This is a genomic window from Planifilum fulgidum (assembly GCF_900113175.1).
Lineage (GTDB): Bacteria > Bacillota > Bacilli > Thermoactinomycetales > DSM-44946 > Planifilum > Planifilum fulgidum.
Window position 1 is genome coordinate 37,753 of sequence record NZ_FOOK01000022.1, and the last position, 19,548, is coordinate 57,300.

A 19,548-nucleotide genomic window follows, 5' to 3' on the forward strand; every position below is an offset into this window, starting at 1 on the left:
ATTCCCGCAGAGGAGGTGCCATGCCATGAAACTGCATGAGCTGAAGCCTGCTCCCGGTTCCCGCAGGCCGCGCAAACGGGTGGGACGCGGCATCGCCGCCGGTCAAGGCAAAACCGCCGGCCGGGGGACCAAGGGGCAGAAAGCCCGTGCGGGAGGCGGCGTCCGCCCCGGCTTTGAAGGGGGACAAAACCCGCTGTACCGCCGTTTGCCGAAGCGCGGTTTCACCAACCCGAACCGCAAGGAGTACGCGGTGATCAATGTAAAAGACCTCAACCGGTTCGATGAGGGGACCGTTGTGACGCCGGAGCTCCTGAAGGAAAAGGGCATCGTGAAAAACCTGAAGGACGGGTTGAAGGTGCTCGGTGACGGAGATCTTTCCGTGAAGCTGACGGTGAAGGCGCATAAATTCTCCCGCACAGCCGAGGAGAAAATTGCCGCCGCGGGTGGGGCGACGGAGGTGCTCTGATGTTTCAGACTCTGAGCAATATCTTCAAGGTGGAGGACCTTCGCCGCCGGATTCTTTTCACCCTGATGATGCTCGTCGTGTTCCGGATCGGCAGCTACATTCCCGTTCCCAACACCAACAGTGAGGCGATGAAGGCCCTCGCTGAGGGACAGGGGGCCGGCTTGTTCGGCCTTTTGAACACCTTCTCCGGCGGTTCCTTTCTGAATTTCTCCATCTTTGCCATGGGGGTCATGCCCTACATCACCGCATCGATCATCGTGCAGCTGCTGACGATGGACGTCATCCCCAAATTTGCCCAGTGGGCCAAGGAGGGGGAAGTGGGGCGCCGCAAGTTGGCACAGGTGACCCGGTATGGTACCATTGTACTGGCTTTGATCCAGTCGATCGGTCTCACCATCGGGTTTGACAGGATCACCGCCAGAGGAGGCGGGCTCCAGCTGCTTGAAGACGACAGCATTGCTAGCCTGGCGCTGATTTCCCTCACTCTGACGGCGGGAACGGCCTTTCTGATGTGGCTCGGCGAGCAGATTACCGACAAGGGAATCGGCAACGGGATTTCGATTCTCATCTTCGCCGGGATTGTCGCCGCGATCCCTCCGGGAGCGGTGCAGATTTATCAGTATGAATTTACCAATGCCGGGGATCAGATCTTCCTTCACATTGTGAAGCTGGTCATCATTCTGGCGGTGATTCTGCTGATCGTGGCCGGCGTCATCTTCATCCAGCAGGGCGTCCGCCGGATTCCCGTCCAGTACGCCAAGCGGATCGTCGGGCGCCGGATGTACGGCGGCCAGTCGACCCATATCCCGCTGAAGGTGAATGCCGCCGGCGTGATTCCGGTGATTTTCGCCCTGTCGTTGCTGATCTTTCCCACCACCATCGCCAGCTTCTGGCCCAACAGCCCCGTTTCCCAGTGGATCATCACGAATTTCAACTACTCTGAGCCGCTGGGAATGGCCCTGTACGTGCTCTTGATCATCGGGTTTACCTACTTTTACACTTTCGTCCAGATCAACCCGGTGCAGCTGGCGGACCAGATGAAGAAAAACGGCGGGTTCATCCCGGGGATTCGGCCGGGGCGGAACACCACGGTCTATCTGACCAAGGTGATCAACCGGATCACCCTGACCGGAGCCCTGTTCCTGGCGGCGGTCTCGATTCTGCCCGTCTTCTTCACGGGTCTTGCGGACCTTCCCCAAACGGTGCAGATCGGGGGAACCTCCCTCTTGATCGTGGTCGGGGTCGCCCTGGAGACGATGAAAAACATCGAAAGCCAGCTGATCAAACGGCACTACAAGGGCTTCATCAAGTAGTCGGACGCGGAGAACCCGTCCGGGGGCGCGTTGCGCAAAGCCGGTGCGGCTAGCCGCGTGAAGCGGTCGCATCCACCCTCCGTGGGCGGAGGAATCAAACCGGGAGGGAAGGCTTTTGAATATCGTTTTGATGGGATTGCCCGGAGCCGGAAAGGGAACCCAGGCGGAACGAATCGTCGATGAACTGAAGATCCCGCACATTTCCACCGGAGACATGTTTCGTCAGGCGGTGAAGGAGGGGACTCCCCTCGGGCAAGAGGCCAAAAAATACATGGATCAGGGGCAGCTGGTGCCGGATCGGGTGACGATCGGTATCGTCCGGGAACGGCTTGGCAAAGCTGATTGTGCCGACGGTTTTCTGCTGGACGGTTTTCCGCGCACCGTTCCCCAGGCGGAGGCCCTGGATGAGGTGCTCGCCGAAATGGGGAAGTCCCTGGATCATGTGCTCTACATCGAAGTCGGTGAGGAAGAACTGATCCGACGGTTGACCGGCCGGCGCATCTGCCGGGAATGCGGGGCCACCTACCATCTCGTGTTTGCCCCGCCCAAGCGGGAGGGGATTTGCGACCGGTGCGGAGGGTCTCTCTACCAGCGGGATGACGACCGGGAAGAAACGGTGGCCAAGCGGCTGGAGGTCAACATGGAGCAGACGAAGCACCTGCTCTCGTATTATGAAGGGAAGGGGAACCTGCGCCGGATCGACGGCGAGCAGCCGATCGAGCAGGTCACCCGTTCCATTTTGTCGCGGATTCGAGGGGAAAACGGATGATCGTGCTCAAATCCGCCAAGGAACTGGAACGCATGCGAAGGGCGGGATGGATTGTCCGGGAAGCCCACCGGGAAGTCCAGAAGGCGATCCGCCCCGGCGTCACCACGAAGGAGCTGGACCGGATCGCCGACCGGGTGATCCGCAAGCACGGAGCGATTCCTTCCTTCAAGGGCTATAACGGCTTTCCCGGCAGCATCTGCACCTCGGTCAACGACGAACTGGTTCACGGCATTCCGGGGACGCGCGTGCTCCGGGAAGGGGACATCATCAGCATCGACATTGGTGCCCAATACGAGGGCTACCACGGAGACTCGGCGTGGACCTATCCCGTCGGGCGCATCTCCGAGGCGGCGCAAAAGCTTCTCCGGGTGACGGAGGAGTCCCTCTACCGCGGGCTGGCCAAGGCGGTGCCCGGCGCGCGCATCGGCGACATCTCCCACGCGATCCAGAGCTATGTGGAAGCCCATGGCTTTTCGGTCGTCCGGGAGTATGTCGGCCACGGAATCGGCCGCGAGCTACATGAGGAGCCCAGTGTCCCCAACTTCGGCCCTCCGGGGCGCGGTCCCCGCTTGAAACCGGGGATGACGTTGGCCGTCGAACCGATGGTCAACGAGGGAAGCCGCCATGTGCGCACACTGAGTGACAACTGGACCGTTGTGACCGTCGACGGTTCCCTGTGCGCCCACTTTGAGCATACGATCGCCATTACCGAAGAGGGATGTGAAATCTTAACTTCCTGGGATGCAGGAGAAAGGTGATGGGTGTGACGGATTCCGAGGGTCTGCCCCGCCTGGGCCAGATTGTTCGGATTCTCAGGGGCCGGGAGGCGGGCAATTTCGCAATCGTCATCGGTGTGGAAAAGCCCCGGTTTGTCTGGTTGGCTGACGGATGCACGCGAAAGGCCGACAAGCCCAAGAAGAAGAACGTGAAGCATGTCCAGCCGACGAACTGCATCGCCGAGGAAGTGGTTGAAGCCCTGGAAAAAAACGGTCGCGTTCCCAACGCCAAACTGAGGCACGCCTTAAACCAGTACCTGCTCCATCACGGAAACGACGAGGAGAAAGGAGGGTGAGTCGATGTCCAAAGAAGATGTGATCGAGGTGGAAGGCAGGGTGATTGAACCGCTGCCCAACGCCATGTTCCGGGTTGAACTGGAAAACGGTCACAAGGTACTCGCCCATGTTTCCGGCAAAATTCGCATGCATTTCATCCGGATTCTGCCCGGTGACAAGGTGACGGTGGAACTTTCCCCGTACGACTTGACCCGCGGCCGGATCACCTACCGCTACAAGTGACGGGAATGTGTCGTCGCCGGGATGGGGCTTGGTCATAAGGAGGGATTCACATGAAAGTTCGGCCGTCGGTGAAGCCGATCTGCGAAAAGTGCAAAGTGATTCGACGGAAAGGCACGGTCATGGTGATCTGTGAAAATCCGAAACACAAGCAAAAACAGGGATAAGACGGGAGGGAACAGGATGGCACGGATTGCGGGCGTTGACCTTCCGCGCGACAAGCGGGTGGAAGTGGCCCTGACCTACATTTACGGAATCGGCCGCTCCCGGTCCAAACAAATCCTCCAGGAGACGGGGATCAATCCGGACACCCGGGTGCGCGACCTGACGGAAGACGAAGTGACCAAACTGCGCAGCTACATCGACAAGAACCTGGTCGTCGAGGGGGATCTCCGCCGCGAGGTGGCCCTCAACATCAAACGGCTGATCGAGATCGGTTGCTATCGCGGAATTCGCCATCGCCGCGGACTGCCGGTGCGGGGGCAGCGTACGAAGACCAATGCCCGTACGCGCAAAGGACCGCGTCGAACGGTGGCCAACAAGAAGAAATGACCTTGAGGAGGGAAAAGGATGGCCAAACGGAAAACGACGACGCAGCGCGTCAAACGTCGTGCGCGCAAAAACGTGGAACACGGAGTGGCCCACATTCGCTCCACCTTCAACAACACCATCGTCACCATTACCGATCCCCGCGGCAACACCATCGCCTGGGCCAGCGCGGGTTCGATGGGCTTCAAGGGTTCCCGGAAAAGCACTCCCTATGCCGCCCAATTGGCTGCGGAGTCGGCGGCCAAACAGGCGATGGAAAACGGGATGAAATCGGTGGAGGTGCTGGTCAAGGGACCGGGCGCCGGCCGGGAGGCGGCCATTCGCTCCCTGCAGGCTGCCGGACTGGATGTCAATTTGATCAAAGACGTGACGCCCATTCCCCACAACGGTTGTCGTCCGCCAAAGCGGCGCCGCGTCTGACCCATTTTCGTGCGTGGCCCGGTTTTGGTTTAAATCTCCAGTTTTACGACCATACTGGATAGGACGAAGGTGGTGTCCTGTTGGCGAAATCGCGCCGGAACGCACGTTCTGAAGGAGGGTTCGAATCCGTATGATTGAAATTGAAAAGCCGAAAATTGAGGCGGTTGAAATCAGTGACGACAACCGGTATGGGAAGTTTGTCGTAGAACCCTTGGAACGCGGTTACGGCACCACCCTGGGCAATTCCCTGCGCCGCATCCTGCTGTCTTCTCTTCCCGGCGCGGCCGTTACTTCCATCCAGATCGACGGGGTCCTGCACGAATTTTCCACGATCCCCGGCGTGGTGGAGGATACCACGGAGATCATCCTCAACCTGAAGCAGCTCGTTCTCAAGATTCATTCCGATGAGGAAAAAGTGTTGGAAATCGACGTTGAGGGGGCGGGGGAAGTCACCGCCGGAGACATTCGTGCAGACAGCGACGTGGAGATCTTGAACCCTGACCTTCACATCGCAACCCTGGCCGAGGATGGCCGGCTGCATATTCGCATGACGGCCAATCGCGGACGGGGATACGTTCCGGCTGAACGAAACAAGCGGGAGGATCAGCCGATCGGGGTGATTCCGATCGATTCCATATATACGCCCATCGAACGAGTCAACTACCGAGTGGAAAACACGCGGGTCGGTCAGGTGACCAACTACGACAAACTGATGCTGGAGGTCTGGACCAACGGCAGCCTGGGGCCGGATGAGGCCGTAAGCCTTGGCGCCAAGATCCTGACGGAACACCTCATGCTGTTCGTCGGGTTGAACAGCGAGGCCCAGGAAGCGGAGATCATGGTCGAGAAAGAAGAGGATCAGAAAGAAAAAGTGTTGGAAATGACCATCGAGGAACTGGATCTCTCCGTCCGGTCTTACAACTGCCTCAAGCGTGCGGGCATCAACACGGTCCAGGAACTGATTCAAAAAACGGAAGAAGACATGATGAAAGTGCGCAACCTGGGGCGCAAATCCCTGGAGGAAGTGCAGGAAAAACTGGCCGAACTGGGGCTGTCCCTGCGCAAAGAAGAATGAGTTGGGGGAGGGAAGGATCCAATGGCATATGCGAAATTGGGTCGTGATTCGGCGGCACGGAAAGCGCTGTTTCGCGATCTGGTGACGGACCTGATTTTGAACGAACGGATCAAGACCACGGAGGCAAAGGCCAAGGCAGTTCGTTCCATCGCCGAAAAGATGATCACCCTGGCCAAGCGCGGTGACCTCCACGCCCGCCGGCAGGCGGCCGCTTTTGTGCGCAAAAACCGCTCCTATACCGAGAGAGACGGGGAGGAGACGGTGCATCACCAGGTGGATGCGGTGAAGAAACTGTTTGACGAAATTGCTCCCCGTTACGCGGAGCGTCAGGGAGGATACACCCGGATCATCAAGATCGGTCCGCGCCGCGGCGACGGAGCGCCGATGGTGTACCTGGAATTGGTGAAATGATTGAACCGGGAAAAGGGAGAGGGAGGGATCGCGCGGACGGTTCCCAAACCTGCCCTTTTTTCTTTTTTGGGTTGGTCCGGATCAGGAACGACCGGTTTCCGGGGAGGGAAGGCGATGGCCCCGCTGATTGAGGTGCAGGGGGTCTGGTTTGACTTTCGCCCGGAAGCGCGGGCGCGGGCGGACTGGATTCTCCGCAAGGTGGACTGGACCGTCGAGCCGGGGGAATATGTGGCCCTGATGGGCCGCAACGGTTCCGGAAAGTCCACCCTGGCCCGCATGCTGAACGGACTGCTGGTCCCGACGGAGGGGCGGGTGCGGGTGAAGGGAATTCCCACGGACGATCCGAAGCGTTTGTGGACGGTCAGGAAAACCGTGGGCATGGTGTTTCAAAATCCGGAGAACCAGCACGTCGCCCCCACCGTTCGGGAAGATGTCGCCTTCGGATTGGAAAACCTGGGCCTGCCCCGAAAGGAGATGCTCCGGCGCATCGACGAAGCCCTGGAGGCGGTGGGATTGTCCGGGATGGAAGAGCGGCAGATTCATCAGCTGTCCGGGGGGCAAAAGCAGCTTCTGGCCATCGCCGGCGTGATCGCCATGCGGCCGGAGGCGATCGTCCTGGACGAGGCCACCTCCATGCTGGATCCGGCGGCCGGATGCCGGGTGCTCGAAGTGGTCCGGCGGCTGAACGAAGGCGGGATGGCGGTCATTCACATCACCCATTCGGCCGAAGAAGCGGCACGGGCCGGGCGGGTGGCCGTGCTGGACCGCGGCCGCATCGTCCTGGACGGCCCGCCGGAGGAGGTTTTTCTCCGGGATGAGGAGCTTCGTCACCTTGGCCTGGAGGTGCCGGTCCTCGCCGAGCTCACCGGCCGTCTCCGCCGGCGGGGATGGCCCCTTTCGGAAACGCTGGATCCGGAGAGATGGGTGGAGGAGATATGGAGATTGTTGTCGAGGGGCTGAGCGTTTGTTACCAGGGGGGGATCTCCCCGGAACGGGAGGCGCTCTCGGACCTTTCTCTGACCATTCCCGCCGGCTCCTTCGCGGGGGTGGTCGGGGCGACGGGATCGGGCAAATCCACCTTGATTCGGGTGCTCGGCGGGCTTCTCCGGCCCACCCGGGGCAGGGTCCGCATCGGACGCGTCCTGATCACCCCCGAGCGTCAACCTCCCTGCTTGGCGGGCAAGGTCGGCGTGGTATTCCAGTTTCCCGAACACCAACTGTTCGCCGGGACGGTGGCCGAGGATATCGCCTACGGCCCCCGCAATCTGGGACTTTCGGAAGAAGAGGCGGCGGACCGGGTCCGAAGGGCGATGGAGTGGGTCGGCTTGCCTCCGGAAGTGGCGGACCGCTCGCCCTTCCGTCTGAGCGGCGGGGAGATGCGCCGCGCGGCCATCGCCGGCGTGTTGGCGATGGAACCGCGGCTTCTCCTGTTGGACGAGCCTGCCGCCGGTCTGGATCCGTCGGGCCGCCGCGAGCTGATGGAGCGCATCCGCCTCCTCCACCGGGAGCGCGGGATGGGGGTGGTCCTCGTCTCCCACGACATGGATGAGGTGGCTCGCCATGCGGATCGCCTGTTCGTCCTGTCGAAGGGGCGGTGCGTTTTTGCCGGCACGCCGCATGAGTTGTTTGCCCAGGGAGAGCGGCTGCTCCGGTGGGGGCTGAACCCGCCGGAGACGGTCCGGCTGATCCAAAGGCTCAACGAGCGGTTGGAGCCTCCCCTGCCCCTGGATCGCTGCACCCTGGACGACCTGGAGAAGGCATTGGTCCGGCGACTGAGATCCGCAAAGCCGGACAGGGGGAGCGTTCCCTCGGTCCGGGAGGATGGAAGCGCCGTTTAAGCGGGAGGTTCTGCGTCTTGCGTAACGACGTCCTTCTTTTCCCTTGACCATGCGGCAGGTGATGTCTTATGAACCGGATCGCCAGTCCGGTCCTCGGCCAGTACGTGCCCGGCGATTCTCCGCTGCATCGTTTGGATCCCCGGACCAAGATCCTTTTCGTTTCGGTGTATCTGCCCCTGGTCCTGCTGGCCGACAGCGCGGCGGATCTGGCGCTGCTGTCGGCGGTGGCCCTGGGGGGAGCGCTGCTTTCCCGGATTTCCCCCGGCGTGTTGTACGGTATGCTGAAGCCGCTGCTGTTTCTGATCGCCCTCACCGCCCTCTTCCACCTGATGTTTACCCGGGGAGGCGATGTGGTGTGGCAGTGGGGGCCGCTTGCCCTCCACGAGGCGGGGGTGAAGCAGGCGGCGTGGACCGCCGCCCGCTTTTTCCTGATGGTTCTGACGGCGTCCCTTCTCCCCCTGACCACCGCTCCCCTCGCCTTGACCGACGGGCTGGAACGGCTGCTCTCTCCTTTGCGGCGGCTGGGGATTCCCGTTCATGAACTGGCCTTGATGATGTCCATCACCCTCCGCTTCATCCCCACCGTCCAGGAGGAGGCGGAGAAAATCCGGTTGGCCCAGCGGGCCAGGGGAGGCGGGCTGGATCGGGGAAGCCTCTTTCGCCGGTTGAAACATGCCGTTTCCCTCTTGATTCCTCTGTTTGTCTCGGCCATCCGCCGGGCGGAGGAACTGGCCGTGTCGATGGAATCCCGCTGCTGGCGCGGGGGAGAAGGGCGAACCCGTCTGCGGGAGCTGCGCCTTTCCCGGCTGGACGCGGCGCTTTGGGCGCTGCTGGCGGGGGTGGTTGCGGCGGTCGGGCTGCTGTAGGGGACGGCTCGGCGGAAAACGGCCGTCCGCCGGGATTTCGGTGCAAAGAGCGGTCGGGGGGAAACGCTTTCCACCGCCATCCTGGGAGGTGCGAACATGCCGAGGCTGAAGATGGTCGTCGCCTACGACGGGACGGATTTTTTCGGTTTCCAGCGCCAGCCGGACCGCCGGACGGTGCAGGGCGTGCTGGAGGAGGCGATCTCCCGGATCTGCGGACGTCCGGTCCGGGTGGTCGGAGCGGGGCGGACCGATGCGGGCGTGCACGCCCGGGGACAGGTGTGTCACTTTGACACGTCCCATCCGATGCCCCTGGACCGTTGGGTGCCTGTTTTGAATCGAACGCTTCCCCGGGATGTGGCCGTCCTCTCCGTCGAGGAGGTGCCCGCCCAATTTCACGCGCGGAAGGATGCCCGCTGGAAAATCTACCGATACGCCATCGACACCCGGCCCGTCCCCGACGTGTTCACCCGGCGCTTCCGACTCCACTTCCCCTTTTCCCTGGACGTGGATGCGATGAGCCGGGCGGCGGCGCATCTGGAGGGGACCCACGATTTTACTTCCTTCTCTTCGGCCCGGTCTCCGGTGGAAAACCGCGTCCGCACGATCCACCGCTGTCGGGTGGAAAGGGAGGGACCTCTCGTTTTGGTGGAGGTCGTCGGAAACGGCTTTTTGTACAACATGGTGCGGATCATCGCCGGCACCCTCCTGGAGGTGGGCAGGGGAAAGCGCCGCCCGGAGGAGATGCCCGGCATCATCCGGGCCAGAGACCGCGCCGCCGCGGGAAAAACGCTGCCTCCCGAAGGGCTGACAATGGTCGAGGTGGGCTATGTGCCCTGGGTGGAAAAGGAAGGTGATCCGGCGTCCGGGCGGCGGTGCGAAAATGCTTGCTCTTCTTGACATCGCCTATGCGATCGGATAAGATGAATTTTGGTATTTTTCCACGACAGCCCCGTTTGAAACATTTTTCGGCGCGTAAGAAATCGGTGATTCAACGATACAGGTCGTTCCTGTGAAATGGCCCCGCGAGGAAAGGGAGGGAAAACGATGCGGACCACTTACATGGCCAAACCCGGCGAAGTGGAGCGCAAGTGGTATGTGGTCGACGCCAAGGGCAAAACCCTCGGACGGTTGGCCTCCGAAGTGGCGGCGCTCCTGCGCGGTAAACATAAGCCCCAATATACCCCCCACGTGGACACGGGAGATTTCGTCATCGTCATCAACGCCAAGGAAGTGCAGCTGACCGGGAAGAAACTTGCCAACAAGATTTACTACCGGCATTCCGGCTGGCCGGGCGGGCTGAAGAAGACCACCGCCGCCGACATGCGCAATACGCGGCCGGAACGGATGATTGAACTGGCGGTGAAGGGGATGCTTCCCAAGACGAGCCTGGGACGCCGTCAGCTGCGGAAGCTGAAGGTATATGCCGGCCCGGAACACCCCCATCAGGCGCAAAAGCCTGAGGTGTGGGAACTGCGCGGATTGAAATAATCGGGATAAGGAGGGAATCGGATCGTGGCCCAAGTCCAATATTACGGAACGGGTCGGCGCAAGGAGTCGGTCGCCCGCGTGCGGCTGGTTCCCGGGGATGGCCGGATCGTTGTCAACGGCCGTGACCTGGACGATTATTTCGGCATGGAAACCCTGAAGGCGATCGTGCGCCAGCCGTTGGTGTTGACGGATACGGTGAACCGCTACGATGTGCTGGTGAATGTGCGCGGAGGCGGATTCACCGGTCAAGCGGGAGCCATCCGCCATGGAATCGCCCGGGCGCTGTTGAAGGTGGATCCGGAACTGCGTCCGACCCTGAAGCGGGCCGGTTTCTTGACCCGCGACCCGCGGATGAAAGAGCGGAAAAAGTACGGTCTCAAAAAGGCCCGTCGCGCTCCCCAATTCTCCAAACGGTAATTTGGACACAAAAAATCCCCGCAAGCCTGCGGGGATTTTTGTCTTTTGACGGAGGTCCGCCTTGCACCCGTGCGGGCGGGGAGCGCCGGGAGGTCACGGCACTTTCTCCGGCGTGATATGAAGTGTTCTGATTGAGCGCGCGGAAACGTCTCCTCTGAGATCTGTCCAACTCAAGTGGGCGGGAAGTGCGATGTGTCGTCGAAGGGCCCTGCTGCATGGAGAGGAGCGAACAATCGCGCCACCTTCATTTTTCCCGCTTATTTTATCCGGACGGCGGTCCCCGTTGCAATGCACATGATCATGCCGTCCCGGATCGTTTCAAAATCCAGATCCACTCCGATCACCGCATTGCCGCCCATGGCTCGCGCCTCCTGAGCCATCTCCCTGAGGGCGATCTCCTTCGCGTCGTTCAACTTGCTTTCGTAAGCGCCGCTTCGGCCGCCGATGACATCGGTGATTCCCGCCAGAAAATCGCGGACCACATTGGCCCCCATGATCGCCTGACCGCTGGCAACCCCGAGATATTCCACGATTTCTTTTCCCTGGAGGGTGTTGGTGGTGGTGATGAGCACGGAAATCCTCCTTCCTTGATAAAACATCCCTTATTTCAATATATCTCAAAACAGGCCGTTTCAACATGGTTTTGCCGATTGCCCGCCTTGGCCAACGGGTCGAAGTATGACGCCCGCGCCGCTTCGGAAAGACTATTCTACAAAATGGGGAAGAAACGGGGCGGTGCAGGTGGCGAAGATCATCTCCCTGGAATCGAGAAGGGCGGAGCACGCGAAGCGGTTGCGGCAGCGGGCCCTTGCCGGCTTTCCCTGGAACGAATTGATGGAATACACCCGGGTGATCTTGAATCCCGTCACCGCCCGACTGCCCGTGAACAAGCGGTGGATGATCGAGGAAAGCGTGTATCGGCTCGCCTATGAGTCCTTCCTGCTGGGGATTCAGGCGAGCCGGAAAATCTACCGGGAAATGGGGGGCGGGGCGGAGAAATCCCAGTGGAAGGAAAGGGTGGAAAGGGATTTCCTCGCCGAGGGGGACCGCTTGATCAGCCAGACGGCCCACGACTTTCAGCTGTTTCAAGTCCTGGACGAATGGCTCAGCCAATCGGTGATCGTCGTGATGGAGGATCTGATGCCCCGCTGGCTGATCCGCGGCGTGGAGTACGGCCTCCTGCTCCGGAAACAGCGAAGGATCTGAATCGCCGCCATGCCGGGGCGGGTTTTCCCACATAAAGGGGCGACTCGTCCCATATACATGGGATCAGAACCCTGTCAGACAAGGACGGCGATGACAAATGAGCTGGGATGCGCTCAAGGAGCATCGATGGAGGCTGTTGTGTGCGGGAGCCGTCGCCGCCGCGCTCGTGGCTTTGCTCTTATTGTCGTTTTTCCGGGAGTGGAGCCGGACCGTCTGGCACATGCCCTTGGCCGGCCGGGTGATCGTTCTCGACCCCGGCCACGGGGGGGTGGACGGAGGTGCCGTCAGTAAATCCGGCGTGGTGGAAAAGGAAGTGACCCTGAAAATCGCCCTGCATCTCCGGGATTACCTTCAGGAGGCGGGCGCGCTGGTGATCATGACCCGGGAGAAGGACACCGATTTGGCGGACAGCTCCGTCCGGGGCCTGAGCCGGCGCAAAACCCAGGACCTCATGCGGCGGGTGCGGATCGTCAAGGAGAGCGGCGCGGATGCCCTGATCAGCATTCACCTCAACGCGATTCCCTCTCCCCGCTGGAAGGGGGCGCAAACCTTTTACCATCCCGGAAACGAAGAAAACAAAAAATTGGCTTCATTCATACAGGCGGAACTGATCCGCACCTTGGAAAACACCAAACGGCTTCCCAAGCAGAGCGGGGACATTTTTATCCTGAAGGCCTCACCGGTGCCTGCGGCCATGGTGGAGGTGGGATTTTTGTCCAATCCGGAGGAGGCGGCCCGGCTGGGTGACGAGAAGTATCAGAAGAAGCTGGCCGCGGCGATATATTTCGGAATTCTGCGGTTTTACAGCGAGGAGAAGATTCCTCCGGAAATGAACGCCGGATAGTATGATATAATAAACAGAAAGCACTGAAATGATGATGGGGTGTTCCCGATGCTCACGCAGGAAAAGATTTTGGATGCCCTCAGGGGAGTGAAGGATCCGGAGCTGGGCATGAGCCTGGTGGAGCTCGGCATGATTCGCAACATCCGGATCGACGGCTCCCGGGTGTCTTTGGACGTCATTTTGACCATACAGGGTTGTCCGCTCAAGGTGAAGATTCAGGAAGACGTGGAGAAGGCGATCCGTGCCCTGGGCGCGGAGGAGGTAAATATCCGCTTCGGTTCGATGACGGATGAGGAGCGCGCCGCTCTGTCGGCCAGACTGCGGCAGCAGCGCGCGGGGGCAGGTTCCGCGCCCAAACCCGGCGCTCCCCTCTCGCCGCTGTTGGCCGAGGATTCCAAAACCCAGTTTATCGCCATCGCCAGCGGCAAGGGTGGGGTCGGCAAGTCCACCGTCACCGTCAATCTGGCGGTCGCGATGGCCCGGGAAGGGAAAAAAGTGGGAATCATCGATGCCGATATCTACGGTTTCAGCGTGCCCGACATGATGGGAATCGAGCAGGGTCCCGTCGTGATCGACAAGACGATTCTGCCCGTCGAGCGGTTCGGGGTGAAGGTGATGTCGATGGCCTTCTTCGTCCGGGACAACGCTCCGGTGATCTGGCGGGGTCCGATGCTGGGCAAAATGCTTCGCAACTTCTTCACCGAAGTTCATTGGGACGAGCTCGACTACATGCTTCTCGACCTGCCCCCGGGAACCGGTGATGTGGCGCTGGATGTGCACCAGCTGATTCCCCAGAGCAAGGAGATCATCGTCACCACCCCCCACGCCACGGCCGCGTTCGTCGCCGCCCGGGCGGGGAACATGGCTCTGCACACCAAACACGAGATCCTGGGCGTGGTGGAAAACATGTCCTGGTATGCCTGCTCCGCCTGCGGAAAGAAGGATTACGTCTTCGGCCGCGGCGGCGGCGAAAAGCTGGCCAAGGAACTGGGAACGGAGCTGCTCGCCCAGATTCCCCTGGGCGCTCCGGACAACGACATCAACGATCCCGATTTCTCTCCCTCCGTTTATGCTCCCGATACGGAGACGGGGCGAATTTATGCCGAGTTGGCCCGCAGGATCATTCAAAAGACCCCTGCAGAGGTCAAAAACTGAAAAGGTTCCCATACGAAAAGCCGGCGGAACATCGGGCTCCGCCGGCTTTTTCTTTCCCGGTCGATTCAAAAGGGCATCTCATCCTTGGAGATTTCGATCGGTTTTCCGTCGTTTTCCTCCATCGGATCGGGAATCCGGGAGGTGGCCACTTCCTTCTTGGGAATCATCACTTCCTGCCAGGGTTTGAGCAGTCCGAGCTGAGTGAGGATCGTTTCCGCCCCGCAGTGCTCACAATAGCGGGCATCCCCCGGATTGATGCGGCCGCACCAGTGGTCTGCGCCGATGCGCTCGTCAAACCGGGACTGGTTGGTGCATTCGTTGAACAGGTAGATCCCGCACATCTTGCAATACTTGGCGTCCTCGGAAAAATTCCGGTTTCCGCAACGGGGGCAATAGAGGAACCGTCCCCTTTCGTCCGTTTCGACGTAGGCGTGCTTTTGATTCATCGGTCTTCCCTCCGGATTTCGTTTTATCGTTCCCAGCAGGCCGTAATACCCGTCGGGACTGGCACAGTGGGCCACCGGTTTCAGGTAGTCCGCGAACTGCCGCCTCATCCACTCCTCCGCCGCCCGACAGGTTTCGTCGTATCCGTTCAGGGCTTGTTCCCTCTCTTCCGCCACCGCATCGGGGATCTCGCACATGAAGGCGATCAACTCCCGTCGGGTGGCACCGGCCGCCCGCAGCAGGGGCAAGGGGGCGAGCACCTCCGCCGCAAACCGTTCCGCTTCCAGGACTTGACGGGGGGAACGCTTCGGGGGGACCCCGTCTTTCGCCGGTGCGGCTGCGTGTCCGAGCCGGATATGTCCCAGTTCGCGCAGGACGGTCCAGCGGAGAACCTCCCCGGAACGCAGCCCGTCATCCAGGACGATGGTGAACGTTTCCTTTTCCCGGTGAACGAGAAGGAACGCGCCGCGCCCCTCTTCCATCGATCGCGGGTCGAAATGGGCGCTTTTGGCGATCCGGCGGGCGGAAATGATCCGGACTCCCAATCGTTCGGCGAGGAGAAAGGGATCGACGGGCAACCAGCGGATATCCGTTTCGCGGATCAGTTGCCAGGCGTTGTCCCGGATGGTCCCGATGCGGTCTTTTTCCATCGTTTCCATGGGGCTTGCACACTCCCTCTTCTCCTCCATTGTACACGCTGTCGCTCGGGTCGGAAAAGTTGGGGGCGCGCTTCTTCCGCATCCGTCGATGGATGCCCGGCGGGCGCGGACTTCACCGACTCCGGAGTCGGCGCGGCGGACCGAGGGGGCAAGTCTCCCTTCCGAGGTCGGAAGCAGGAGGCGGTCGAATTTGTGCCGCTTCCGGAAAGACGGGAGCGGGAGAAGCGGGCAATCCGGAGGGGGAAAGTCAGCTGCGGGCAAGAGAGCGGGGAGTACATAGGAAGGGGTGGTCCTGCTGACGGAAGCCGGATGAAAGAAGCGAGGCCCGTCGGGAGGCGAAGTTTGCGTCAAAACGGCCCCGCAAAAAAAGGACTCCCGGATCGGAGTCCTTTTGCGCCCTTTCTCAGGCGCTGTTGGTTCCTCCCTGCTGTTCTTGTTCGCCGCCGTCCTGGGATCCGCCCTTTTTCTTTTTCTGTTCCGCTTTTTTTACCGCCTCCTCCAGGAGCTTCTCGAATTTCTTCTGGAAAGACGGGGTTTCCAGGGCGTCTTCCATCACCTTGGTCATCTCTTTGCGGTATTGACGGCTTTTCATCAGGTGGAGGAGGTTTTCCTCAAATTCCGGATCCCGCAGGACATCCAGCAGAAGTTTTTGGTACTCGGGGTCCTTCATCAGCTGCTTCATCAGCTTTTCCTGTTCCTTGCGGGTCACTTCGGCCAGGTTTTTGGCCACTTCCCTCTTTTTGAGGATCTCTTCCAGTTGCTTTTTCGTCTTCGGATCCTGCATCGTTTTGGCGACGGCCTTCTCCACATCCTTGTCGGCGATGACTACTTCCCGCTTGAATTCCGGGTCCTTCATCATTTCCCGGATAGCCTTTTTCCCTTCGTTGGTCTCAAGGACGTCCACGACCATTTCCTTTATCTGCTGGTAATCCGGCCCCTGGCTTTCGGGTCGTTGGGCCGGACTGCTGCATGCGGTGGCAAGAATGAGGATCATTGCGGAGAATAAAAGGTGTCGCATGGGAAGCCCCCGTTTCTTTATGAACTGAAGCGTTTTTAAACGGTTCGGGATGCAACCTCTACCCTTAATATGGGGCGGAGGGGGGCGGTTTATGCCGCACGTGTTGGCGTTGCGACAAGGGGTTTGGTACAATCAAAGGGACGGAATGTGATGGGAGAGACCGAAAATGACGATACGGAATTGGCTTTTTTTGTTTGTCACCACCCTGGCCCTGGGGGGCGTCGCGGCGCTTTTGATCGGCTTTTTACTGGAACTTTTCATGGGGGAAATGGGACTCGACCTGTCTCAGCGGCTGCTCGCCGGTCTGCTTTTCGGCGCGGTGGCGCAGATGGGCTTTTTTGCCTACCTGATCTTCAATTGGGTCGCCTCCGGATTTTTCCGGAAGGATTTCTGGTTTCATGCCGTCCAGGTGTTGCTTCTCCTCCTGGTGCTGGGTGAGGTGGTCGTTTTCGGGTACCTGGCCGATGCCGAGGGGAGGATTCTGGTGCCCGAGGCCCTTGTCGGATTTATCACCCTGGCCGCCGGATTGCTGGTGGCCTTCTGGAAAATGAAACTGACGAACGGTCGGGGGTTCGTGCCGGCCCTCTTCTTCATGGTGGTGGCGACGCTGCTCGAATCCGGCACCGCCCTCAAACAGGACTCCCTGATGATGATGCTGTACACGGTGTTGACGATCCTGGTCTGCAATGCATGGCAGATCCTGTGGATCCACCGCCTGGTGGCTCCTCCGAAGGCCGAGGGCGGAAAGGGCCGGAAGAAAAAGGGCGTGGCTGCTCCGGCGGCGGCCGGCTCCAAAAAATAGAACAGCCGAATCCGCTGATGGAAAGTCAGGGGTTCGGCATCGGATGAAGCGTTTTTCGCGCGTCATTCGATCGGATCGGTTTTCACTTTGGTCCCGGCGATCAACTCGGAGACCGTCACGAATTCATATCCCTTGTCCCGGAGCTTGTCGATGATTTCCGGCAGCGCTTCATGGGTTTGGCGGCAGGAATCGCTGGCGTGCATCAGGATGATGTCGCCGGGATGGGCTTTGCTGACGACGCGCTGAACGATTTTGTCTGTGCCGGGATTCATCCAGTCGAGGGAATCGGTGTCCCACTGGATGGTGGTGTATCCCAGGCTGTCGGCGATGCGGAGCACCCGTTTGTCGAAGTCTCCGTTGGGGAAGCGGATCAGATTGGGCTTTTTGCCCGTCAGCTTGGTCAGGATGTGATCCGCCTTGGAGATCTGCTCCCGGATTTTCTCCTCGCTGTAGGTGCTGTAATTGTCGTGCCGGTGGCCGTGACTGCCGATTTCATAGTTCATGTCGACGATCCGTTTGACGATGTCCGGGTGGCTCTCCGCCCAGGGGGAGGAAAGGAAGAAGGTGGCCTTCTTGACCCCTTTCTGTTCCAGCACATCGAGGATGGGGCCGGCCCGCTCCTCTCCCCAGCTGATGTCAAAGGTGAGCGCCAACTGCTTTTTGTCGGTTTCCACGCTGTAGATCGCTTCAGGACCTGTTTCCACGGGGAGAAAGACCTGGATGTTTTTCTTTTCGGCATAGAAGATGCCTGCCGCAAAGAACACCGCAACGACCAACACGGCGATCCGTTTGATCTTTTGGCCGGATAAAACCCAGAAAAAGTTCATCCCTCCACCTCCGACGCCTATTCGGTATGGGGGGTTGTACCCTGTCCCATACTATGTGTATGCCGCCGGAGGGGGGTTATTCCATCGCGGCAGAGAAAGGGGAGGAACTGGTGGGACGAATTGCCCGAGCCCTTTATGATGAGCGGAAATTGATCGGCGGCGCGGCACTGATCCTCATTGCCGGCATGTTGATCGGGTATTTTAATGCGGAGGAGATCGACCAAGCCTTTCGCCAGTCGGGCATGTACGGCGCTCTGGAACAGATGGTCAGGCGCATTCACGCCAATCCGGATTTTTTGACCGCCTTTGGCCTCATCTTTTTCAATAATGTGAGGGCGGCCGTCACGACCATCGGTTTGGGAATTTTCCTGGGCGTGTACCCGGTTTTGATGCTGATGGCCAACGGGATGATGCTGGGAGTGATTCTGCACCAGTCGGCGGTGGAGGCGGGGGTTCACCCGCTGGTTCTTTTCGTCACGAAGGTGCTGCCCCACGGAATCCTGGAACTGCCCGCCATCATCATCGCCGCGGCCTACGGCATGCGCCTGGGAATCACCTTTGTCCGCTGGCTGCTCAGTTGGTTCGTTCCCGGAGGGCGGGCGGCCGGAACCAGGGAATGGCGGAGGCTGTTTGACAGGATCCCGGCGGCGGCCGCCTTGGTGATGGTTTTGCTTCTGGCGGCGGCGGCGATCGAAGCCGGTTTGATCATCGCCTTTGGATCCCGGGGAGGAGTGATCGGATGATGAAAGTGGACGTCATTTGGAAGGGAAACATGGCCTTTCAGGCGGATGCGCCCTCCGGACACCGGGTGATGATGGATGCCCAACCGAAGGCCGGGGGAGAGAACCGCGGCCCCAGTCCGATGGAGACGCTGCTCGCTGCCGCGGGGGCCTGTTCCGGCATCGACATCGTGATGATTTTGGAGAGGATGCGCCTTCGCGTCGACGCCTTTTCGATGGAGGTGTCCGGGGAACGGGCGGAGGATCATCCCCGCCGGTTCACCCGGGTTCACGTCCATTACCGGTTGGAGGGGGATCTGCCGCCGGAGAAGGTGCGGCGCGCGGTGGAGCTTTCCCGCGACAAGTACTGTTCGGTCCTCCGCTCCCTGAACGCCGAGGTGACAACCAGCTTCTCGATCAACGGGGTGGAATATTGATAGACTTTTTGTCGCGGAGATTTCCATTTATTACAGGGTTGACATTTGGACAAAACCCCAATATACTAGGCAATGTCGCTCCTTGATGAGGGGCGGCTCAAAATGAAATTCGACGCCGCACTCCAGAAAAATCTTGTTGACTTCCGCGGAACGGTATGATAAAATATAAACCGTCGCCGCGAGGTGCGGCGAAGAAAAAATGAAGGCGCTCCTTGAAAACTGAAGAGCGAAAAGGACCCGTGGTTCCTTTGAGTCATATCAAACTTTCCAGGAGAGTTTGATCCTGGCTCAGGACGAACGCTGGCGGCGTGCCTAATACATGCAAGTCGTGCGGGGTCTTGAAGGGCTTGCCCTTTAAGACCCAGCGGCGAACGGGTGAGTAACACGTGGGTAACCTGCCCGCAAGACCGGGATAACTCCGGGAAACCGGGGCTAATACCGGATAAGACTCCGGATCGCATGATCCGGGGTGGAAAGGCGGCGTCAAGCTGCCACTTGCGGATGGGCCCGCGGCGCATTAGCTGGTTGGTGAG

The 19,548-nt window shown here is 60.1% G+C and carries 27 protein-coding genes and 1 rRNA gene; 24 read left to right on the plus strand and 4 right to left on the minus strand.

The window, feature by feature from the left end; all coding sequences use genetic code 11:
* Window positions 1-25 precede the first annotated feature (25 nt).
* From rplO to rpsI, 17 genes are all read left to right on the plus strand, one after another.
* Window positions 26-466, plus strand: coding sequence for a 50S ribosomal protein L15 (gene rplO, locus BM063_RS12110; RefSeq protein ID WP_092039366.1), 441 nt, complete (start codon window positions 26-28; stop codon window positions 464-466).
* Entirely contained in the window at window positions 466-1,779 is a 1,314-nt protein-coding gene (gene secY / locus BM063_RS12115) for a preprotein translocase subunit SecY (RefSeq protein WP_092039368.1), read from the plus strand. The genes rplO and secY overlap by 1 nt, the downstream gene beginning before the upstream one ends.
* 115 nt (window positions 1,780-1,894) lie before the next feature.
* Window positions 1,895-2,548: an adenylate kinase gene (locus tag BM063_RS12120; protein WP_092039369.1), complete on the plus strand. Its 654-nt coding sequence runs from the start codon at window positions 1,895-1,897 to the stop codon at window positions 2,546-2,548.
* Complete coding sequence (gene map / locus BM063_RS12125) at window positions 2,545-3,306, plus strand: type I methionyl aminopeptidase (RefSeq protein WP_092039370.1); 762 nt, start codon at window positions 2,545-2,547, stop codon at window positions 3,304-3,306. The genes BM063_RS12120 and map overlap by 4 nt, the downstream gene beginning before the upstream one ends.
* Window positions 3,306-3,620 (plus strand): KOW domain-containing RNA-binding protein, encoded by a 315-nt coding sequence (locus BM063_RS12130; protein WP_092039371.1) that lies wholly within the window; start codon window positions 3,306-3,308, stop codon window positions 3,618-3,620. The genes map and BM063_RS12130 overlap by 1 nt, the downstream gene beginning before the upstream one ends.
* A 4-nt stretch (window positions 3,621-3,624) precedes the next feature.
* A complete protein-coding gene (gene infA / locus BM063_RS12135; protein ID WP_092039372.1) occupies window positions 3,625-3,843 on the plus strand; it encodes a translation initiation factor IF-1 in 219 nt (72 codons plus the stop codon).
* Between the two features lie 50 nt (window positions 3,844-3,893).
* Entirely contained in the window at window positions 3,894-4,007 is a 114-nt protein-coding gene (gene rpmJ, locus BM063_RS12140) for a 50S ribosomal protein L36 (protein ID WP_003322638.1), read from the plus strand.
* 16 nt (window positions 4,008-4,023) lie between these two features.
* Window positions 4,024-4,392 carry a 30S ribosomal protein S13 gene (gene rpsM / locus BM063_RS12145; RefSeq protein WP_092039373.1) on the plus strand — a complete coding sequence of 123 codons (369 nt, stop codon included), beginning with the start codon at window positions 4,024-4,026 and terminating at the stop codon, window positions 4,390-4,392.
* Window positions 4,393-4,410: 18 nt separating this feature from the next.
* On the plus strand, window positions 4,411-4,809 hold the full coding sequence (rpsK, locus tag BM063_RS12150; protein WP_092039380.1) for a 30S ribosomal protein S11: 399 nt from the start codon (window positions 4,411-4,413) through the stop codon (window positions 4,807-4,809).
* Window positions 4,810-4,939: 130 nt separating this feature from the next.
* Window positions 4,940-5,884 (plus strand): DNA-directed RNA polymerase subunit alpha, encoded by a 945-nt coding sequence (locus tag BM063_RS12155; protein ID WP_092039382.1) that lies wholly within the window; start codon window positions 4,940-4,942, stop codon window positions 5,882-5,884.
* A gap of 21 nt (window positions 5,885-5,905) precedes the next feature.
* The gene (gene rplQ / locus BM063_RS12160) at window positions 5,906-6,295 is read left to right on the plus strand and encodes a 50S ribosomal protein L17 (protein WP_092039384.1); all 390 of its coding nucleotides are present in this window, start codon (window positions 5,906-5,908) and stop codon (window positions 6,293-6,295) included.
* Window positions 6,296-6,409: 114 nt separating this feature from the next.
* Window positions 6,410-7,255 (plus strand): energy-coupling factor transporter ATPase, encoded by an 846-nt coding sequence (locus tag BM063_RS12165; RefSeq protein WP_092039426.1) that lies wholly within the window; start codon window positions 6,410-6,412, stop codon window positions 7,253-7,255.
* Complete coding sequence (locus BM063_RS12170) at window positions 7,231-8,133, plus strand: energy-coupling factor transporter ATPase (RefSeq protein ID WP_092039386.1); 903 nt, start codon at window positions 7,231-7,233, stop codon at window positions 8,131-8,133. The genes BM063_RS12165 and BM063_RS12170 overlap by 25 nt, the downstream gene beginning before the upstream one ends.
* Before the next feature lie 68 nt (window positions 8,134-8,201).
* Window positions 8,202-8,999, plus strand: a complete 798-nt coding sequence (locus BM063_RS12175) for an energy-coupling factor transporter transmembrane component T family protein (protein WP_092039389.1) — start codon at window positions 8,202-8,204, stop codon at window positions 8,997-8,999.
* Window positions 9,000-9,095: 96 nt separating this feature from the next.
* On the plus strand, window positions 9,096-9,896 hold the full coding sequence (gene truA / locus BM063_RS12180; RefSeq protein WP_092039391.1) for a tRNA pseudouridine(38-40) synthase TruA: 801 nt from the start codon (window positions 9,096-9,098) through the stop codon (window positions 9,894-9,896).
* Window positions 9,897-10,043: 147 nt separating this feature from the next.
* On the plus strand, window positions 10,044-10,487 hold the full coding sequence (rplM, locus tag BM063_RS12185; protein ID WP_092039393.1) for a 50S ribosomal protein L13: 444 nt from the start codon (window positions 10,044-10,046) through the stop codon (window positions 10,485-10,487).
* A 24-nt stretch (window positions 10,488-10,511) separates the two neighbouring features.
* Window positions 10,512-10,904, plus strand: a complete 393-nt coding sequence (rpsI, locus tag BM063_RS12190; protein ID WP_092039395.1) for a 30S ribosomal protein S9 — start codon at window positions 10,512-10,514, stop codon at window positions 10,902-10,904.
* A gap of 257 nt (window positions 10,905-11,161) precedes the next feature.
* Here rpsI and BM063_RS12195 read toward each other — a convergent pair whose 3' ends face one another.
* On the minus strand, window positions 11,162-11,476 hold the full coding sequence (locus BM063_RS12195) for a YbjQ family protein (RefSeq protein ID WP_092039397.1): 315 nt from the start codon (window positions 11,474-11,476) through the stop codon (window positions 11,162-11,164).
* Window positions 11,477-11,645: 169 nt separating this feature from the next.
* Here BM063_RS12195 and BM063_RS12200 point away from each other — a divergent pair, with 169 nt between their 5' ends.
* The 3 genes from BM063_RS12200 (at window position 11,646) to BM063_RS12210 (ending at window position 14,109) form a co-directional block, all read left to right on the plus strand.
* Window positions 11,646-12,110: a hypothetical protein gene (locus tag BM063_RS12200; RefSeq protein ID WP_143085336.1), complete on the plus strand. Its 465-nt coding sequence runs from the start codon at window positions 11,646-11,648 to the stop codon at window positions 12,108-12,110.
* Between the two features lie 97 nt (window positions 12,111-12,207).
* Window positions 12,208-12,954: an N-acetylmuramoyl-L-alanine amidase CwlD gene (cwlD, locus tag BM063_RS12205; RefSeq protein ID WP_092039401.1), complete on the plus strand. Its 747-nt coding sequence runs from the start codon at window positions 12,208-12,210 to the stop codon at window positions 12,952-12,954.
* Between the two features lie 48 nt (window positions 12,955-13,002).
* The gene (locus BM063_RS12210) at window positions 13,003-14,109 is read left to right on the plus strand and encodes a P-loop NTPase (RefSeq protein ID WP_092039428.1); all 1,107 of its coding nucleotides are present in this window, start codon (window positions 13,003-13,005) and stop codon (window positions 14,107-14,109) included.
* Window positions 14,110-14,174: 65 nt separating this feature from the next.
* Here the strand turns inward: BM063_RS12210 and BM063_RS12215 are convergent, their stop codons facing one another.
* Window positions 14,175-15,212, minus strand: coding sequence for an ImmA/IrrE family metallo-endopeptidase (locus BM063_RS12215; RefSeq protein WP_092039403.1), 1,038 nt, complete (start codon window positions 15,210-15,212; stop codon window positions 14,175-14,177).
* A 403-nt stretch (window positions 15,213-15,615) separates the two neighbouring features.
* Entirely contained in the window at window positions 15,616-16,230 is a 615-nt protein-coding gene (gene gerD, locus BM063_RS12220) for a spore germination lipoprotein GerD (RefSeq protein WP_342713751.1), read from the minus strand.
* A 166-nt stretch (window positions 16,231-16,396) separates the two neighbouring features.
* Between gerD and BM063_RS12225 the strand changes: the two genes are divergently transcribed.
* A complete protein-coding gene (locus BM063_RS12225; RefSeq protein WP_092039408.1) occupies window positions 16,397-17,032 on the plus strand; it encodes a KinB-signaling pathway activation protein in 636 nt (211 codons plus the stop codon).
* Window positions 17,033-17,094: 62 nt separating this feature from the next.
* Here the strand turns inward: BM063_RS12225 and pdaB are convergent, their stop codons facing one another.
* Window positions 17,095-17,859, minus strand: a complete 765-nt coding sequence (gene pdaB / locus BM063_RS12230) for a polysaccharide deacetylase family sporulation protein PdaB (protein WP_092039410.1) — start codon at window positions 17,857-17,859, stop codon at window positions 17,095-17,097.
* 110 nt (window positions 17,860-17,969) lie between these two features.
* Between pdaB and BM063_RS12235 the strand changes: the two genes are divergently transcribed.
* From BM063_RS12235 to BM063_RS12245, 3 genes are all read left to right on the plus strand, one after another.
* Entirely contained in the window at window positions 17,970-18,602 is a 633-nt protein-coding gene (locus BM063_RS12235; RefSeq protein WP_177199131.1) for a stage II sporulation protein M, read from the plus strand.
* Window positions 18,602-19,015 (plus strand): OsmC family protein, encoded by a 414-nt coding sequence (locus BM063_RS12240; RefSeq protein WP_092039430.1) that lies wholly within the window; start codon window positions 18,602-18,604, stop codon window positions 19,013-19,015. Before BM063_RS12235 ends, BM063_RS12240 begins: the two co-directional genes overlap by 1 nt.
* 265 nt (window positions 19,016-19,280) lie before the next feature.
* Window positions 19,281-19,548 (plus strand): 16S ribosomal RNA (locus BM063_RS12245); the annotation flags it as partial.

Bases quoted from the DNA above. Each gene is read 5' to 3' on its own strand.
- rplO (WP_092039366.1), top strand. From the start codon at position 26: ATGAAACTGCATGAGCTGAAGCCTGCTCCCGGTTCCCGCAGGCCGCGC.
- secY (WP_092039368.1), top strand. From the start codon at position 466: ATGTTTCAGACTCTGAGCAATATCTTCAAGGTGGAGGACCTTCGCCGC.
- map (WP_092039370.1), top strand. From the start codon at position 2,545: ATGATCGTGCTCAAATCCGCCAAGGAACTGGAACGCATGCGAAGGGCG.
- BM063_RS12130 (WP_092039371.1), top strand. From the start codon at position 3,306: ATGGGTGTGACGGATTCCGAGGGTCTGCCCCGCCTGGGCCAGATTGTT.
- infA (WP_092039372.1), top strand. From the start codon at position 3,625: ATGTCCAAAGAAGATGTGATCGAGGTGGAAGGCAGGGTGATTGAACCG.
- rpmJ (WP_003322638.1), top strand. From the start codon at position 3,894: ATGAAAGTTCGGCCGTCGGTGAAGCCGATCTGCGAAAAGTGCAAAGTG.
- rpsM (WP_092039373.1), top strand. From the start codon at position 4,024: ATGGCACGGATTGCGGGCGTTGACCTTCCGCGCGACAAGCGGGTGGAA.
- rpsK (WP_092039380.1), top strand. From the start codon at position 4,411: ATGGCCAAACGGAAAACGACGACGCAGCGCGTCAAACGTCGTGCGCGC.
- BM063_RS12155 (WP_092039382.1), top strand. From the start codon at position 4,940: ATGATTGAAATTGAAAAGCCGAAAATTGAGGCGGTTGAAATCAGTGAC.
- rplQ (WP_092039384.1), top strand. From the start codon at position 5,906: ATGGCATATGCGAAATTGGGTCGTGATTCGGCGGCACGGAAAGCGCTG.
- BM063_RS12165 (WP_092039426.1), top strand. From the start codon at position 6,410: ATGGCCCCGCTGATTGAGGTGCAGGGGGTCTGGTTTGACTTTCGCCCG.
- BM063_RS12170 (WP_092039386.1), top strand. From the start codon at position 7,231: ATGGAGATTGTTGTCGAGGGGCTGAGCGTTTGTTACCAGGGGGGGATC.
- BM063_RS12175 (WP_092039389.1), top strand. From the start codon at position 8,202: ATGAACCGGATCGCCAGTCCGGTCCTCGGCCAGTACGTGCCCGGCGAT.
- truA (WP_092039391.1), top strand. From the start codon at position 9,096: ATGCCGAGGCTGAAGATGGTCGTCGCCTACGACGGGACGGATTTTTTC.
- rplM (WP_092039393.1), top strand. From the start codon at position 10,044: ATGCGGACCACTTACATGGCCAAACCCGGCGAAGTGGAGCGCAAGTGG.
- cwlD (WP_092039401.1), top strand. From the start codon at position 12,208: ATGAGCTGGGATGCGCTCAAGGAGCATCGATGGAGGCTGTTGTGTGCG.
- BM063_RS12210 (WP_092039428.1), top strand. From the start codon at position 13,003: ATGCTCACGCAGGAAAAGATTTTGGATGCCCTCAGGGGAGTGAAGGAT.
- BM063_RS12215 (WP_092039403.1), bottom strand. From the start codon at position 15,212: ATGGAAACGATGGAAAAAGACCGCATCGGGACCATCCGGGACAACGCC.
- gerD (WP_342713751.1), bottom strand. From the start codon at position 16,230: ATGCGACACCTTTTATTCTCCGCAATGATCCTCATTCTTGCCACCGCA.
- BM063_RS12225 (WP_092039408.1), top strand. From the start codon at position 16,397: ATGACGATACGGAATTGGCTTTTTTTGTTTGTCACCACCCTGGCCCTG.
- pdaB (WP_092039410.1), bottom strand. From the start codon at position 17,859: ATGAACTTTTTCTGGGTTTTATCCGGCCAAAAGATCAAACGGATCGCC.
- BM063_RS12240 (WP_092039430.1), top strand. From the start codon at position 18,602: ATGAAAGTGGACGTCATTTGGAAGGGAAACATGGCCTTTCAGGCGGAT.